This window comes from Nocardioides aurantiacus, from assembly GCF_003752505.1.
Taxonomy (GTDB): Bacteria; Actinomycetota; Actinomycetes; order Propionibacteriales; family Nocardioidaceae; genus Marmoricola; species Marmoricola aurantiacus.
This window is the reverse complement of record NZ_RKHO01000001.1, coordinates 1,202,579-1,217,540: the sequence shown is the minus strand read 5'-3', so window position 1 is coordinate 1,217,540 and position 14,962 is coordinate 1,202,579. Positions and strand designations below refer to the sequence as shown.

Annotated in this window: 12 protein-coding genes and 2 tRNA genes; 5 read left to right on the top strand and 9 right to left on the bottom strand. The window is 73.4% G+C overall.

Going from position 1 to position 14,962, the window contains the following annotated elements; all coding sequences use genetic code 11:
- Positions 1 to 73 precede the first annotated feature (73 nt).
- Positions 74 to 874: an HAD-IIA family hydrolase gene (locus EDD33_RS05830; protein WP_123389500.1), complete on the bottom strand. Its 801-nt coding sequence runs from the start codon at positions 872 to 874 to the stop codon at positions 74 to 76.
- 31 nt (positions 875 to 905) lie between these two features.
- On the opposite strand from EDD33_RS05830, the gene EDD33_RS05825 reads away from it, so the two are divergent.
- Both EDD33_RS05825 and EDD33_RS05820 read left to right on the top strand, forming a co-directional pair.
- Positions 906 to 1,490, top strand: coding sequence for a maltose acetyltransferase domain-containing protein (locus EDD33_RS05825; protein WP_246003382.1), 585 nt, complete (start codon positions 906 to 908; stop codon positions 1,488 to 1,490).
- A 20-nt stretch (positions 1,491 to 1,510) separates the two neighbouring features.
- Positions 1,511 to 3,631 carry a S9 family peptidase gene (locus EDD33_RS05820; protein WP_246003381.1) on the top strand — a complete coding sequence of 707 codons (2,121 nt, stop codon included), beginning with the start codon at positions 1,511 to 1,513 and terminating at the stop codon, positions 3,629 to 3,631.
- Here the strand turns inward: EDD33_RS05820 and EDD33_RS05815 are convergent.
- Entirely contained in the window at positions 3,565 to 4,758 is a 1,194-nt protein-coding gene (locus tag EDD33_RS05815) for an MFS transporter (RefSeq protein ID WP_211332437.1), read from the bottom strand. The two genes, EDD33_RS05820 and EDD33_RS05815, sit on opposite strands and share 67 nt — an antisense overlap.
- Positions 4,759 to 4,780: 22 nt before the next feature.
- Here EDD33_RS05815 and EDD33_RS05810 point away from each other — a divergent pair, with 22 nt between their 5' ends.
- Positions 4,781 to 5,419: a TetR/AcrR family transcriptional regulator gene (locus EDD33_RS05810; RefSeq protein WP_123389498.1), complete on the top strand. Its 639-nt coding sequence runs from the start codon at positions 4,781 to 4,783 to the stop codon at positions 5,417 to 5,419.
- On the opposite strand, the gene EDD33_RS05805 is transcribed toward EDD33_RS05810, so the two are convergent.
- Positions 5,362 to 6,147 carry an SDR family oxidoreductase gene (locus EDD33_RS05805; protein ID WP_123389497.1) on the bottom strand — a complete coding sequence of 262 codons (786 nt, stop codon included), beginning with the start codon at positions 6,145 to 6,147 and terminating at the stop codon, positions 5,362 to 5,364. The genes EDD33_RS05810 and EDD33_RS05805 overlap by 58 nt on opposite strands.
- Positions 6,148 to 6,224: 77 nt before the next feature.
- Between EDD33_RS05805 and EDD33_RS05800 the strand changes: the two genes are divergently transcribed.
- Positions 6,225 to 7,253, top strand: coding sequence for an Atu2307/SP_0267 family LLM class monooxygenase (locus EDD33_RS05800; RefSeq protein ID WP_123389496.1), 1,029 nt, complete (start codon positions 6,225 to 6,227; stop codon positions 7,251 to 7,253).
- 17 nt (positions 7,254 to 7,270) lie between these two features.
- Here the strand turns inward: EDD33_RS05800 and EDD33_RS05795 are convergent.
- The 3 genes from EDD33_RS05795 to EDD33_RS05785 form a co-directional block, all read right to left on the bottom strand.
- A tRNA-Ile gene (locus tag EDD33_RS05795) sits at positions 7,271 to 7,344 on the bottom strand.
- Positions 7,322 to 9,478, bottom strand: a complete 2,157-nt coding sequence (locus EDD33_RS05790; protein WP_123389495.1) for a hypothetical protein — start codon at positions 9,476 to 9,478, stop codon at positions 7,322 to 7,324. Before EDD33_RS05790 ends, EDD33_RS05795 begins: the two co-directional genes overlap by 23 nt.
- Positions 9,479 to 9,809: 331 nt before the next feature.
- Entirely contained in the window at positions 9,810 to 11,495 is a 1,686-nt protein-coding gene (locus EDD33_RS05785) for a DEAD/DEAH box helicase (RefSeq protein WP_123389494.1), read from the bottom strand.
- A gap of 86 nt (positions 11,496 to 11,581) precedes the next feature.
- Between EDD33_RS05785 and EDD33_RS05780 the strand changes: the two genes are divergently transcribed.
- Positions 11,582 to 12,334 (top strand): PIG-L deacetylase family protein, encoded by a 753-nt coding sequence (locus tag EDD33_RS05780; RefSeq protein ID WP_123389493.1) that lies wholly within the window; start codon positions 11,582 to 11,584, stop codon positions 12,332 to 12,334.
- A 77-nt stretch (positions 12,335 to 12,411) separates the two neighbouring features.
- Here EDD33_RS05780 and EDD33_RS05775 read toward each other — a convergent pair.
- From EDD33_RS05775 to dnaG, 3 genes are all read right to left on the bottom strand, one after another.
- Positions 12,412 to 12,484, bottom strand: a tRNA-Asn gene (locus EDD33_RS05775).
- A 38-nt stretch (positions 12,485 to 12,522) separates the two neighbouring features.
- Positions 12,523 to 13,116 carry a hypothetical protein gene (locus EDD33_RS05770; RefSeq protein ID WP_123389492.1) on the bottom strand — a complete coding sequence of 198 codons (594 nt, stop codon included), beginning with the start codon at positions 13,114 to 13,116 and terminating at the stop codon, positions 12,523 to 12,525.
- A complete protein-coding gene (gene dnaG, locus EDD33_RS05765) occupies positions 13,113 to 14,960 on the bottom strand; it encodes a DNA primase (RefSeq protein ID WP_123389491.1) in 1,848 nt (615 codons plus the stop codon). The genes EDD33_RS05770 and dnaG overlap by 4 nt, the downstream gene beginning before the upstream one ends.
- Positions 14,961 to 14,962 lie beyond the last annotated feature (2 nt).

Sequence of the window (14,962 nt, the reverse complement as noted above, 5' to 3'; positions counted from 1 at the left end):
ACGTCGGACTCTAGGACCCCTGGGCCCCCTCCACCCCGCACTTCGCCGAACTCGCGGGCAGCTCGGGGGCGGGCTACATCTCGCCGGCGTGGGCGGAGGCGAGCTCGACGAGGTCGGCGACGGAGTCGACGACGCGGGTCGGACGGTAGGGGAAGGTGTCGATCATGTCGGGTCGGGTCGAGCCGGTGGTGACCAGGACGGTGCGGATCCCCGCCTCGAGACCGCTGATGATGTCGGTGTCCATCCGGTCGCCGACCATCACCGTGGTCTCGGAGTGGGCCTCGAGCCGGTTGAGCGCGCTGCGCATCATCAGCGGGTTCGGCTTGCCGATGTAGTAGGGCTCGCGGCCGGTCGCGCGGGTGATCAGGGCGGCCACCGAACCGGTCGCCGGCAGCGTGCCCTGGGGGCTGGGACCGCTCGGGTCGGGGTTGGTGGCGATGAAGCGGGCGCCGGACTCGATCAGCCGGATCGCCTTGGTGATCGCCTCGAAGGAGTAGGTGCGGGTCTCGCCCAGCACGACGTAGTCGGGGCTGCGCTCGGTCATGACGTAGCCGATGTCGTGCAGCGCGTTGGTCATGCCCGCCTCCCCCACGACGTACGCCGTGCCCTCGGGCCGCTGGTCGGCCAGGAAGTCGGCGGTGGCCAGCGCCGAGGTCCAGATCGACTCCTCGGGCACGTCGATGCCGCTGCCGAGCAGCCGGGCCCGCAGGTCGCGCGGGGTGAAGATGGAGTTGTTGGTCAGCACGAGGAACTTCTTGCCCGACGCCTTGAGCGCCTCGACGAAGTCGCTCGCGCCGACGATCGCGTCCTCCTCGTGGACGAGCACGCCGTCCATGTCGGTGAGCCAGGTCTCGATCGGCCGCACGGTGTCCATGGACCCATCGTTCCACGCCTAGCGTGTCCCCATGCCTGCAGAGACCCTCGGCTCCCCGCGCACGATGCACGACCGCATGCTCGCCGGTGAGCCGTACGCCGTGGACCGCGACCTCACCACCCGCGCGGACCGCGCGGCCGACCTGGCGGCGACGTACGCCGCGACCCCGGCCAGCGCCCGCGACACCCGCCGCTCGCTGCTGGAGGACCTGCTCGGCCAGGTCGGCACCGACGTGGAGGTCCGCGGCCCGCTGCGCGTCGGGCTCGGCGAGCAGCTCCGGCTCGGCGACCGGGTGGTCGTCGCGGGTGGGCTGGTGGTCGAGGACGCCGCGCCGGTGACGGTGGGCGACGACGTGCGGATCGGCCACGACGTGCGGCTGCTCACGGTCACCCTCCCCCTCGACGCCGGCCAGCGCCGCGACGGCTGGCGGGTCGCCCGGCCGGTCACGATCGGGCCGGACGTCTGGCTCGGGGACGGCGTGACGGTGCTCCCCGGCGTCACCATCGGGGCCGGCACCGTCGTGGGCGCCGGCTCGGTCGTCACGCGCGACCTGCCGGCCGGCGTGCTGGCCGTGGGCAACCCGGCGGCGGTCATCCGGCAGCTCGTGGCCGGGTGAGGCCTGTCTAGGCTCGTCGGGTGCCTGACTCCCTGCCGCCGCTGGCCCCCGCCCGCCCCACGACCCGCGTGATCCACGGCCGCGAGCGCCACGACGACCTCGAGTGGCTGCGCGCCAAGGACGACCCCGAGGTGCTGGGGCTGCTGGAGGCCGAGAACGCCTGGACCGAGCGGGCGACCGCCCACCTCGCGGGCCTCCGCGACAGCCTGGTCGAGGAGATCCGCTCCCGCACCCAGGAGACCGACCTCTCGGTGCCCGTGCGCCGGGGCACGCACTGGTACTACGGCCGCTCCTTCGAGGGCCGGGAGTACGGCGCCTCCTGCCGCGTCCCCGTCGCGGACCAGGCCGACTGGACCCCGCCCGTGCCGGCCGACACCGCGCCCGACCGGCCCGCGCTGCCCGGCGAGCAGGTGCTGCTCGACCTCGACGCCCTGGCCCAGGGGCACGAGTTCTTCTCCCTCGGCGCCTCCACCGTCAGCCCCGACGAGCACCTGCTGGCGTGGGCCACCGACGTCGTCGGCGACGAGCGCTACGAGGTGCGGGTCAAGGACCTGCGCACCGGGACGGAGCTGCCCGACCGGCTGGTCGGCACCGCCGGCAGCGTCACCTGGGACCCCGCCGGGAACGCGCTCTACTACGTCACCGTCGACGACTCTTGGCGCGCCGACAAGGTGTGGCGCCACGTGCTCGGCACCGCGCAGGACGCCGACGAGCTGGTCCACCACGAGACCGACCAGCGCTTCGCCGTCGGGGTGGGACGCACCCGCTCGGAGCGGTTCGTCATGGTCGTGTCGCACTCCAAGACGACGGCGGAGTACGCCGTCCTCGACGTCACCCGCCCCGAGCTCGGGCTGCGGGTCTTCCTGCCCCGCCGCGACGACCTCGACTACAGCCTCGAGCACGCCGTCATCGGCGGCGAGGACCGGTTCGTGATCACCCACAACGCCGACGGGCCCGACTTCGCCGTCGCGACCTCGCCCGTCGACCCGACGCCGGTGCAGGCGTGGCAGCCGCTGGTCGCGCACGACCCGGCCACCCGCATCGAGGACGTCGACGCCTTCGCCGGCCACCTCGTCATCAGCCAGCGCAGCGGCGGCCTGTCCCGGCTGCGCGTGCTGACGCTCGACGACAGCGGCGTCGCCGAGGACTTCCTGGTGCCCTTCGACCGCGAGGTCTACACCGTGGGGCTGCGCGGCAACCGCGAGTTCGACGCCCCGGTGGTGCGGCTGGGCTTCGCCTCGCTCGCGGTGCCGGCGTCGATCTACGACTTCGACGTCGCGTCGCGGTCGCTGACGCTGCTGCGGCGTACGCCCGTGCTGGGCGACTTCGACGCCGACGCCTACGAGGAGCACCGGCTGTGGGCCACCGCCCCCGACGGGGAGCAGGTGCCGATCTCGCTGGTCGTGCGTCGCGACGCGCGGGCGCACGGGCCGGTGCCGACCCTGCTCTACGGCTACGGCTCCTACGAGGCCTCGATGGACCCCTACTTCTCGGTGGCGCGGCTCTCCCTGCTCGACCGGGGCGCGGCGTTCGCGATCGCCCACGTCCGTGGCGGCGGCGAGCTCGGCCGGCGCTGGTATGACGACGGCAAGTTGCTCCGCAAGCGCAACACCTTCACCGACTTCGTCGCCTGCGGCGAGCACCTGCGGGCCGAGGGCTGGGCCAGCCGGCTGGTCGCCGAGGGCGGGAGCGCCGGCGGGCTGCTGATGGGCGTGGTGGCCAACGAGGCACCGGCGCTGTTCGACGGGATCGTGGCCGGGGTGCCGTTCGTGGACAACCTGACCACGATGCTCGACGCCACGCTGCCGCTCACGGTCACGGAGTACGACGAGTGGGGCAACCCCGAGGCCGACGCGGACGTCTACGACTACATCGCCTCCTACGCGCCCTACGACAACGTGACCGAGCAGGACTACCCGCCGATCCTGGCCGAGACCTCGCTCAACGACACCCGGGTGCTCTACGTCGAGCCCGCCAAGTGGGTCGCCCGGCTGCGCTCGACCGCGCCCGACCGGCGGCCCGACGTGCTGCTCAAGACCGAGATGTCGGCCGGCCACGGCGGGGTGTCGGGGCGCTACCAGGCCTGGGCCCGCCGGGCGTTCACGCTCGCCTGGGTGCTGGACCGGCTCGGACTGGCCTGACCCACCGGCCGGATCCCGGCCGCCGCCAGCAGCACGACGGCGCACACCCAGAACGCCGCCAGGGCGCCGGCACGGTCGGCCAGCAGGCCGGTCGCCGCGGCGCCCAGCGCCTGACCGCCGGTCAGCGCCACGAACAGCGTCGCCGTCGCCTGGCCGGCCGTGCCGGGCCGCACGGCGCCCGCCCACGCGATGAGGACGCCGCTGAGCGCGGTGTAGGCGCCGCCGAACAGCGCCGCGGCCAGCGCGACCACGGCCACCTGGTCCGGTGCGAGCGCCAGCAGCGCCGTGCCGAGCGCGCTGAGGCCCGCCGTCAGCGTCCAGGCGTGACGCAGACCGAGCACGCGCACCGCGTCCCCGCTCAGCGCCCCGAGCACGGCGGCGGTGCCGAGCAGCACCCACAGCGCGGCCGTGGTGCGCCCCGGGAGGCCGCCCGTGGTGGTGACGAGGTCGCGGCCGAAGGTCCAGAAGGCGGCGCTGCCGAGCCCGGCCACCACCGCGGCGGCGCACGCCCGCCGCAGGCTCGCGCCGCGGGCGTGGTCGGGCGGAGGCGGGACCGGCCCGGGCCACGCCGTGCGCCGGTCGACGACCAGGGCGGCGAGCAGCGCGCCCACGGCGGCCGCCGCCCACACCGGGCGCCAGGCCTGCGGCGCGGCCAGCACGGCGACCCCGGTCACGGCCACGCCGACGCCGGTCCCGGCGTTGACGACCGCCTGCGCGCGGGCGGCGAGCGGGCGGCGTACGGACGAGGCGACCGCGACCACCATCGCCGGCGAGGTCGCCCCGGCCGCGCTCCCGGCCACGAGCACCCCGGCGGCGAGCACGGGGGTGGTCGACGCGAGCGCCACGGTCGTCGCACCCGCGGCCGCCAGGAACGCGGCGAGCCGGAGCACGACCCGGGCACCGCGGTGGTCGATCAGCCGCTGGGCGGCGAGCGCGGCCACGCAGTACGCCGCGAAGCTGCCCGCCGCCACCAGCCCGGCCACCCCGGAGGAGAGCGAGAACTCCCGGGCGAGCACGGGCAGCTGCAGCCCGAAGCCGTAGCGGACGACGCCGTAGGTGATCGCGACCAGCCCGGTCCCGGCGGCGACGACGCTCGTCGGCCCCGACTGAAACGTTCGTTTCATCATAGTGATCGTTACAGTACCCCCCATGGCCACCACCGAGACCCGGGCACCGGCACGCGAGCGGCTGCTCGACGCCGCCGAGGAGCTGTTCTACGAGCACGGCATCGCTGCCACCGGGGTCGACGCGGTGCTGCGCCGGGCGGGCGTGGCGCCGGCCACGCTCTACGCCCACTTCCCCAGCAAGGACCACCTGGTCGCGGCGTACCTCACCCGACGCCTCGAGCGCTGGCGGACCACCTGGGACACCGTCCTCGAGCGGTGCGGCGACGACCCGACCGCCCGCGCGCTGTCGGTGCTCGACGCCCTCGAGGAGTTCCAGCGCTCCCCCGGCAGCGCCCGCGGCTGCGCCTTCCTCGCCGCCTCGGTCGAGGTGGTCGACGCCGCGCACCCCGCCCACGAGGTGGTGGCCGCCGACACGCGGCTGCTCCACGAGCGCCTGCACGCGCAGGCGGCGGCGACCGGTGCGGCCGATGCGGAGGCGCTCGCGACCGAGCTCCTCCTGGTGTACGACGGGGCGCTGGCCGCCCGCGCCCGCGGCTCCCTCGCCGGGGATGGCAGGCTGCCCCTGGACACCGCCCGGGCGCTCGCCCGCGCGGCGGTGGAGCGTCACACCACGATCGGTGTCGCCCCGCCGTCCATCGACACGATCGCGCCGTTGACGTAGCTCGCCCGGGCCGAGGCGAGGTAGACGACCGTCTCGGCGACCTCCCGGGGGTCCGCGAGACGGCCGAGGGGCGCGCTGCCGACCTGGCGGGCCAGCGCCTCGTCCTCGGTGATGCCCTCCAACCGGGCGGTGGCCTTGATGCCCTCGCTCTGGCGCTCGGTGAGGGTGCCCGCCGGGTTGACGGCGTTGACCCGCACCCCGCTCGGGCCGTAGGCCTGGGCCAGCCCCGCGGTGGCCAGCATCAGCGCCGCGTTGGCGGCTCCCCCGGCCAGGTGGGTCGGCGCCGCGCGCTTGCCGCCGAACCCGATCACGTTGACGATGCTGCCCCGGCCGCGCTCGGCCATCAGCTTGACCACCGGGTCGATGACGTGGACGTAGCTGAAGAACTTCGCCTGCATGGCGGCGTGCCAGGCCGCGGCGTCGAGCTCCGCGAACGGCGTACGACGCGCGGCGCCGGCCGAGCTGACGAGGACCTCGATCGGGCCGGCCTGCTGCTCCACCCGGCCGACGACGTCGACCGCCTGCTGCGCGTCCTGCAGGTCCGCGGCGTACGTCGTGACGCGGTCGCCGGCGGCCAGGGTGGCCGCCGCGGCGTCGAGGTGGTCCTGACCGCGGGAGACCAGGGCGACGCGGGCGCCCTCCTCGAGCGCGACCTGGGCGACGGCGAGGCCGATGCCCTTGCTGCCACCGGTGACGAGGACGAGGGAGTCGCGCAGCTGGAGGTCCATGCCTCCGGAGCCTAGGCGAGCGGGTGGTTGAATCGTCTCCGACGGGGCGGACCGCCCGACCCGCTGGAGAGGCACCCGTGCACATCGGCATCGACAGCTTCGTCGCAGAGGTCACCGACCCGACCACCGGCCACGTGGTCGGCCCCGCGGAGCGCATGGAGCACCTGCTCGAGGAGATCACCCTCGCCGAGACGTCGGGGCTGTACTCCTTCGGGATCGGCGAGCACCACCGCCGCGAGTACTACGACTCCGCGCCCCCGATCATCCTGGCCGCCGCCGCGGCCCGCACCTCCCGCATCCGCCTCGGCAGCGCGGTCAAGGTGCTCAGCGCCGACGACCCGGTGCGCGTCTTCCAGCAGTTCGCGACCCTCGACCTGATCAGCAAGGGCCGGATCGACCTCGTGGTCGGGCGCGGGTCCTTCACCGAGGCGTTCCCGCTGTTCGGGCTCGACCTCGCCGACTACGACTCGCTGTTCACCGAGAAGCTCGAGCTGCTGCTGCGGCTGCGCGACGAGCATGAGGTGACCTGGTCGGGTCGGCACCGGCCGCCGCTGGTCCGCCAGACGGTCTACCCCCGCCCGCTCCAGGACCCGCTGCCCATCTGGGTCGGTGTCGGCGGAACCCCGGAGTCGTTCGCCCGCGCGGGCCTGCTCGGCCTGCCGCTGATGATCGCGATCATCGGCGGCGAGCCGCGTCAGTTCGCCCCGCTCGTCGAGCTCTACCGCCGCGCCGGCGCCCAGGCGGGCCACCCGCCCGAGAAGCTCCAGGTCGGGCTGCACGTCTTCGGCTACGTCGCCGAGTCGGTGCAGCAGGCGGCCGACACGATCTACCCCGGCTGGCACCAGATGTTCAGCACCATCTCCCGCGAGCGCGGCTTCCGCGCCCCCACCCGCGGCCAGTTCGACGCCACCTCCGGCCCCGACGGCGCCTTCTTCATGGGCGACCCCGACACCCTCGCCGACAAGATCAGCCGCGTCGCCGACCAGCTCGGCGGCGTCGACCGGCTCTCGATGCAGATGACCAACCCACGCCTGGCCCACGACGACCTGCTGCGCGGCATCGAGCTGCTCGGCACCGAGGTCGCGCCGCGGGTGGCTCGGGTCTGACGCGTAGCAACGCCTCGTAGGGCGGGTGGGACTTGAACCCACGGCCGAAGGATTATGAGTCCTCTGCTCTAACCAGCTGAGCTACCGCCCCTCGAGGACGCAGGATAGGCGTAGAGCCACCTGCGGAGGTCAGCACGGGGAGGCAGCGCGGCCCCCCGGTCGGCGTACGCCGCCTCCACGGCCCGGCGCGTGGTGTGATCCCGCCCGCGGCGCGTGCGCGAGCGGAGGTCGTTCACGTCCTTCACCCCGTGCGCGACCAGGGCGGTCACGAGCTCGGCACGGTGGGCGCCGAGCGCCTCTGGCACGTCGAGCGCCAGCTCAGCCGCACCGACGAGCTCGCGCGCCTGCGACCCCGACACCGCCAGCGACAGCGACAGTTGCTGCGCCCCGCAGGCGGCGATGCGTGGCGCTGTCGTGAGGGCGGAGAAACGGAGCCGATCGGCGACCGACGCGAAGGGCTCGACCTCGAGCAGCTCGCGAGGAGCTGGACCGAAGGCCTTCCGGTACTCCTGACTGCCGCGGAGCGCCTTGAGACTGGGATCTCTCGGCGCGTGCTCGAGGGCGTACGGACCGGCGAACTCGAGGTACCCAACTGCGCGCCTCCACCCCTCGACTCCTCCCTCCTCCGCCGCGAAGCAAGCCAACGAGTAGGCCGTCACGGGCTGCAGATCCAGTGGTTCGCCGGGCTTCGGGTGGTGACGGGCCGCGGGCTGGAGCAGGTCGACCGACGACTGGAGCCGGTTCTTGAACACGGGGTCCTCGAGGGCCTCCACCGACGACGTCAGCAAGGAGTGCAAGTCGGCCAGGGTCGTCAGGCCGCTCCTCCTGTCGACCGGGTCCTCGGTCTCGTGGGGCAGGGTGTTGCGGTTGAGCATGGTCACGTACGCCGCGAAACGCATGCGGGCCACCAGGGCGGTCTCGTCGTTGCTGTGGGACATGCGGTCGGCCTGGAGCGTGAGCCAGCAGATGAGGTGCCGCAGGTCCCGCGGATCGTCGGAGTCGCGATACCGCTCCAGCCGGTAGCTCAGCAGCGCCGCCACGTTCGCGGGGTCTGCGGCCCCGGCCTTCGCGTAGATGACGAGCCGTTCCTCCGGGCTGTGCGGCATCGTCGCTCCGTCGTACTGCCAGCCGACGCTGCGCCAGTCCCGTGCGCCGGACAGACCCGCGTGGCTCTCCTCTGCGTCGAGCAAGGTCATCAGCACACGGGCGGCGACCATCACGTTGATGTCGACCGCCGGCGAGCCGTCCTGTCCCGGAACGGCCCAGGGACGGTGACGCACCACCGCCGTGTCCACGACGCGTCCGTGCCGGCTGATCACCACCACGGCCTGGTCATCGCTCTCGCGGTCGACCAGCACCCGCCAGGGCGTGACCGCGAGGAACGACTGCAGCACCGATACGAGCGTGCCGAACGGTCCCTTCACCCCGGCGGTGATGTTGGCGCCGCTGAGGGTCTGCACATCGCTGCCGATCGGGACCTCGAGCCCTCGCGGCGGGCCGGAGCCCATGGCGCGCACGTGGGCCACGATCGCGGCGGCTCCGGCCTCGGCCTCGGCCCCCTTGTCGGTGATCTCGATCCGGACCCGACGTCGGGTCAGCAGCAGTGCCCAGGTCAGCAACGCCGCTGCCGCCAGCGCGAGCGCGGTCGCCACCAGCAGCGTCACCGACGTCGACGTCGTTGGCGCGGTGAGCGTCTCCGGCACGGACACGGCAGCCAGCAGCGCCAGCACGACGTACGCCGTGACGAGGTCGACCCCGGTGCGGGCACGTGCACCGGGCTCGGCGAGGCTCCGGGCGACCCGGCTGCTCGAGAACGGCACCAGCAGCAGCAGCCGACCGAGCAGCACCGCCAGTGCGATCGCGGCGGCCGCCACCCCACCCAGGGTGGCCAGGTCCTTGCCGGCACCGTCGGCGAACCCGGTCCAGCGCTCGGCGGTCGCGTCCAACCACGATGCGGGGGTCAGGGGTGTGGGAGCAGCAGGGGTGCGGATGGCCTCGTCAGCGTCGGCGGCCTCGTCCGCGCACAGTGTCGGGTCCTTGTACTGCGCCCGGATGTCGTCGATGAGCTTCGCCGCGTCACGTGGCTCGCCCGCCGTGGTCAGGCTCTCCGCCTCCGCGCACCGAGGGCTGGACACGTCTACGGCGATCGCCGGGGCGGGCAGGCAGAGCAGGGCGACGAGGACGAGGCCGGCGACGACGCCGGCGGGTCGTAGGACGTGGTGCATGGCCGGACTCCCACCTGGGCTGCGGCCATTCGAGCAGTCACCGGGTGCGGCGACCAGCGTCGTACCGTCCAGCGGTCCTCCTGGCGGGAGGCGGTCTATCCCGGCCCGTCGCCGAGCGGCCGACGGGGTGACACTGGGAGGTTCGCCGGTGCGGGCGGCGTACGGCAGCCGGGGACGAGTGACAGCGGAGGATCCGAGTCACCTGGTGACTCGGATCCTCCATCGTCGTACGCCCGCACGACCACCTGGCCGGAGCTGTTGCTGCATGGCCGGGATCGCAACCCCGGCGCAGTGACGGTTTCCCAGGCGACCTTGGGAAACCGCTGCCTGCTCAGCCCTTGTGGCGCGGCTTCTTGTGGGGCGCGCCGTCGTGCTTGCGGGGCGGGCCGGAGGGGCGCCGGGGGCCGCGGTCGGGCTGGAGGTCGATGAGCACCCCGGAGATGCGAGTCTCCGAGAGCTTGGCGAGCGTCTCCTGCGACAGGTCGGCGGGGAGCTCGACGACGGTGAAGGCCGGCTTGATGTCGATGCGGCCGAAGTCCGAGCGCTTCAGGCCGCCCTCGTTGGCCAGCGCGCCGACGATCATGCGCGGCTCGACGCGGTGGCGCTTGCCGACCTGGATCTTCCACGGCACCAGGTTGCTGCCGCTCTCGCGACGCTCGCGGCGCTCGGGGGTCACCTCGGGGACGTCCTCGACGAACAGCGGCTCGCCGTCCTGGGCGAGGACCGCGATCGCGGCGGCCACGTCGGCGACGGGGACGTCGTGCTCGGAGGCGTAGGACTCCACCAGCTCGCGGAAGACGCCGAGCTGGCTGTCGCCGAGCGCCTGCGTGATCGCCTGGGTGAACTTGGTGACCCGGAAGGCGTTGACGTCCTCCACGGTCGGGAGCTGCATCTGGACCAGCGTGGTGCGGTTGGCCTTCTCGATCGAGCGCAGCAGGTAGTTCTCGCGCGGGGTGATGAAGGAGATCGCGTCGCCGCTGCGCCCGGCGCGACCCGTGCGTCCGATGCGGTGGACGTAGGACTCGGTGTCGGTGGGGATGTCGTAGTTGACGACGTGGCTGATCCGCTCGACGTCCAGGCCACGGGCCGCGACGTCGGTGGCGACGAGGATGTCGAGCTTGCCCTTGCGCAGCTGGTCGATGGTGCGCTCGCGCTGCACCTGGGCGACGTCGCCGTTGATCGCCTGGGCGGCGAACCCGCGGGCGCGGAGCCGCTCGGCGAGCTCCTCGGTGGCGTGCTTGGTGCGGACGAAGATGATCATGCCGTCGAAGTTCTCGACCTCGAGGATGCGCGTGAGGGCGTCGATCTTCCGCGGGTGCGGCACCTTGAGGTAGCGCTGCGTCACGTTGGTGGCGGTGCCCGAGGAGCTCTTCACCGTGATCTCGGTGGCGCCCGGCGCGTAGCGCTTGATGATGCGGCGGATCTGCGAGGGCATCGTCGCGCTGAACAGCGCCAGCTGCTTGCCCTCGGGGGTGCGGGCCAAGATCGTCTCGACGTCCTCGGCGAAGCCCATGTTGAGCATCTCGTCGGCCTCGTCGAGCACGACGAATCGCAGCCCGCTGAGGTCGAGGGTGCCCTTCTCGAGGTGGTCCATCACGCGGCCCGGCGTACCGACGACGACGTGCACGCCCCGACGCAGCGCGGACAGCTGGACGCCGTAGCCCTGGCCGCCGTAGACCGGGAGCACGTGCAGGCCCTTGATGTGGGCGGCGTAGCGGCCGAACGCCTCGGAGACCTGCAGCGCCAGCTCACGGGTGGGCGCGAGCACCAGCACCTGCGGGGAGGCCTCGCTCACGTCGATGCGCGAGAGGATCGGCAGCGCGAAGGCCGCGGTCTTGCCGGTGCCGGTCTGGGCCAGGCCCACGACGTGCTGGCCGTCGAGGAGCGGGGGGATCGCCTGCGCCTGGATCGCCGAGGGGCTCTCGTAACCGACGTCCTTGAGGACCTTCTCCACCCGGGGGTCCAGACCCAGCTCGTCGAACCTCAGGCCGTCCACTGCTTCGATGCTCTCGTTCACCGGCCAAGCGTAGTGCCCCGCCGGGGCCGCGTTTACCAGACCGACTGTGCCCTTGCGCACCCGGAGCCAGCCACTAGCGTCGGGACATGGACCGTCCCACACCCCTGGAGCCCCTCGACGAGACCTGGGAGCGGGCGCTGTGCATCGTGGCCCACCCCGACGACATGGAGTTCGGGGCGGCCGCCGCGGTCGCCCGCTGGACCGGGCAGGGCAAGTGGGTCGGCTACACCATGGTGACCAGCGGCGAGGCCGGCATCGACGCGCTGGCGCCCGGCGACTGCCGCGCCGTCCGCGAGGCCGAGCAGGTCGAGTCGGGCCGCATCGTCGGGGTCGACGTCGTGGACTTCCTGCACCAGCCCGACGGGGTCCTGGAGTACGGCGTGCCGCTGCGCCGCCTGCTGGCCGAGCAGGTCCGCCGGCACCGGCCCGACGTCGTCGTCACCGGCAACTTCCGCGAGACCTGGGGCGGCCGCAACCTCAACCAGGCCGACCACGTCGCGGTGGGCCGCGCGGTCGTCGACGCGGTGCGCGACGCCGGCAACCGCTGGGTCTTCGGCGAGCAGCTGACCGGCCAGGGCGGGGACCTCGAGCCCTGGGGCGGCGTCCGCGAGGTGTGGGCGTTCGGCTCGCCGGAGTCCACCCACGCCGTCGACACCACCGACACCTTCGACGCCGGGGTGGCCTCGCTGGAGGCCCACGGCGCCTACATCGACGGGCTCGGCTGGGCCGACTGGGACGCCCGGGAGTTCCTCGAGGGGATGGCCCGGCCCACCGGACAGCGGCTCGGGGTGGCGCTGGCCGCGCCCTTCGAGGTCTTCCCGATGGGCTGGGGCGACTGAGCCCGGTCGTCTGGCCGGCTCCCCCGGCGTACGACGAAGGCCCTGATCCGCAGTGGATCAGGGCCTTCGCTGCTGTGCTCCCCCGGTTGGACTCGAACCAACAACCCTCCGATTAACAGTCGAATGCTCTGCCAATTGAGCTACAGGGGATCGCGCCCGCAAACCCTAGCAACCCACGACCGCGCACGCTAAATCGGGCCGGGCCGCTCGACGCGGTCGGTCAGCGAGGTGCCGTCGGCGGCCTCGCCGAGCTCGGACCGGGCCTGCGCGAGGGCCAGGTCGGCGACCGCCTGCACCTCGGGGTCGTCGGGGTCCAGGCCGGCGTCGTAGCCGTGCATCCAGGCCACCGGGCCCCCCACCGGACTGCGGCGGGCGATGACGGTGACGCCCTGGCCGGCGCGCACGGGGACCTTGCGCTGGAGCACGATGCTGGCCGTCACGCGCTCGCGCAGCAGCTGCAGGAGCAGCGGCGGCTCCTCCATCTCCCAGGACCACTCGGGACGCCGACGGCCGTAGTCGCCGACCCCGCGCAGGCGCAGCCGACCGGCCTCGCTGTCCCAGGCGGCGTCCTCGACGCGCTCCCAGGCCAACCAGGTCATGCCGCGCTCCTCGACCAGCACGAGCCGCTCGCGGGTGCCGAGCAGCCAGGTGCCGTCGGCGGTCGTGGCCGCGGCCAGCACCTTCTCGCCCCGGGGCAGGCCGGCCCGGGCGAGCACCTCGGCGGGCGGCGCGGCGGCCCCGGGGTCGCGGGAGGACCACGGCAGGTGCCAGGTCGGGCTCACTGGCTCTCCAGCGCTTTCTCGCGCAGGCCGCGGCGGTGCTGCTCGAGGGCAACCAGCTCACCGAACATCCGGTTGTAGTCGGCGGCGTGCTCGACGGGGTTGGTGCGCTGCAGCTTGGACTTGAGCTCGGCGATGCGCCGCTGGGCGGTCAGCTCGCGCAGCCGGTGGACGTGCTGGGCGACGTAGGCCGCGTCGGGCTCGGTGGCGCGCAACGGCTCGACGGCGAGCTGGCTGACCAGCGTCTTGAGCCGCTCGTCCTCGACGCCGTCGCGCAGCCGGGCGGCCCACTGGGCGTCGGCGGCGGCGAGCCCCCCGACGGCGCTCACGGCCGCCCAGAGCGCGCGGTAGGCGCCGTGGGTGAAGTCGGTGCCGTCGACGTCGCCGGCGGTGCTGCGGACCGACGTGGGGTGCTGCACCACGAGCTTGAGGACCTCGCGCTCGAGGTAGAGCCGCGGGTCGCGGGGGTCGGGCAGGTCGGCCTGGGCCTGCCGCGGCGCGACGTCGGCGGGGGCCGAGCCGCGGGAGGCGGCGGTGCGCACGGCGCGCTGCACGTCTGCCGGCTCGATGCCGAGCATGCCGGCCAGCTCGCGGGCGAAGGCGTCGACCTTGGAGCGGTCGCGGATCGCCGTCACCAGCTTGGCCGCCTCGCGCATCGCGTCGATGCGGCCGTCGGCGCGGTCCAGGTCGTAGCGCTGCACCACGTTGGCCAGCACGAAGCGGTAGAGCGGCACCCGGCGGGCCACCAGCTCGCGCACCTCGGCGTCACCGGACTTCAGCCGCAGGTCGCAGGGGTCCATGCCGGTCGGCTCGACGGCGACGTAGGTCTGCCCGGCGAAGACCTGGTCACCCTCGAAGGCGCGCAGCGCGGCCTTCTGACCGGCCTCGTCGCCGTCGAAGGTGAAGATCACCTCGCCGCGGAAGTCGTCGTGGTCGTGCAGCAGCCGGCGTACGACGCGGGCGTGGTCGTCGCCGAACGCGGTGCCGCAGGTCGCCACGGCCGTCTTGACCCCGGCGAGGTGGCAGGCCATCACGTCGGTGTAGCCCTCGACGATCACGGCCTGGCTCGAGCGGGCGATCTCGCGGCGGGCCAGGTCGATGCCGTAGAGGACCTGGCTCTTCTTGTAGATCGGCGTCTCGGGGGTGTTGAGGTACTTCGCCTCGATGCGGTCGTCGTCGAAGATGCGTCGGGCGCCGAAGCCGATCACGTCGCCGCTGCTGTCGCGGATCGGCCACATCAACCGGCCGCGGAACCGGTCGTAGAGGCCGCGCCCCCGGCCGACCAGCCCGGCGGTGACCACCTCGTCGTCGGTGAAGCCCAGCTGGTGCAGGTGGCGGTAGAGGTCCTCGCCGCCGCGCGGGGAGAAGCCCACCCCGAAGTGGGCGGCCGCCTCGGCATCGAACCCGCGGGAGTCGAGGAACTGGCGGGCCTGGAGCGCGGCGGGGGTGGCGAGCTGCTCGGCGTACCACTGGGCGGTGACCTTGTGGGCCTCCACCAGCCGGGGCCGCTGCGGGCCACCCTTGGGGCGGGCCGGGCCACCCTCCTCGTAGCGGAGCTGGATGCCGACCTTCTCGGCCAGCCGCTCGACGGTCTCGCTGAAGGAGAGGCCGTCCATCTCCATCACGAAGTTGATGACGTCGCCACCGGCACCGCAGCCGAAGCAGTGGTAGAAGCCGCGGGAAGGGGTGACGTGGAACGAGGCGGACTTCTCGTCGTGGAAGGGGCACAGACCCTTCATCGAACCGCCGCCGGCGTTGCGGAGCGTGACGTAGGAGGCGACGACGTCGTCGATGCGGGTCTTCTCGCGGACCTCCGCGATGTCCTCGTCCTTGATCCGCCCTGCCACGA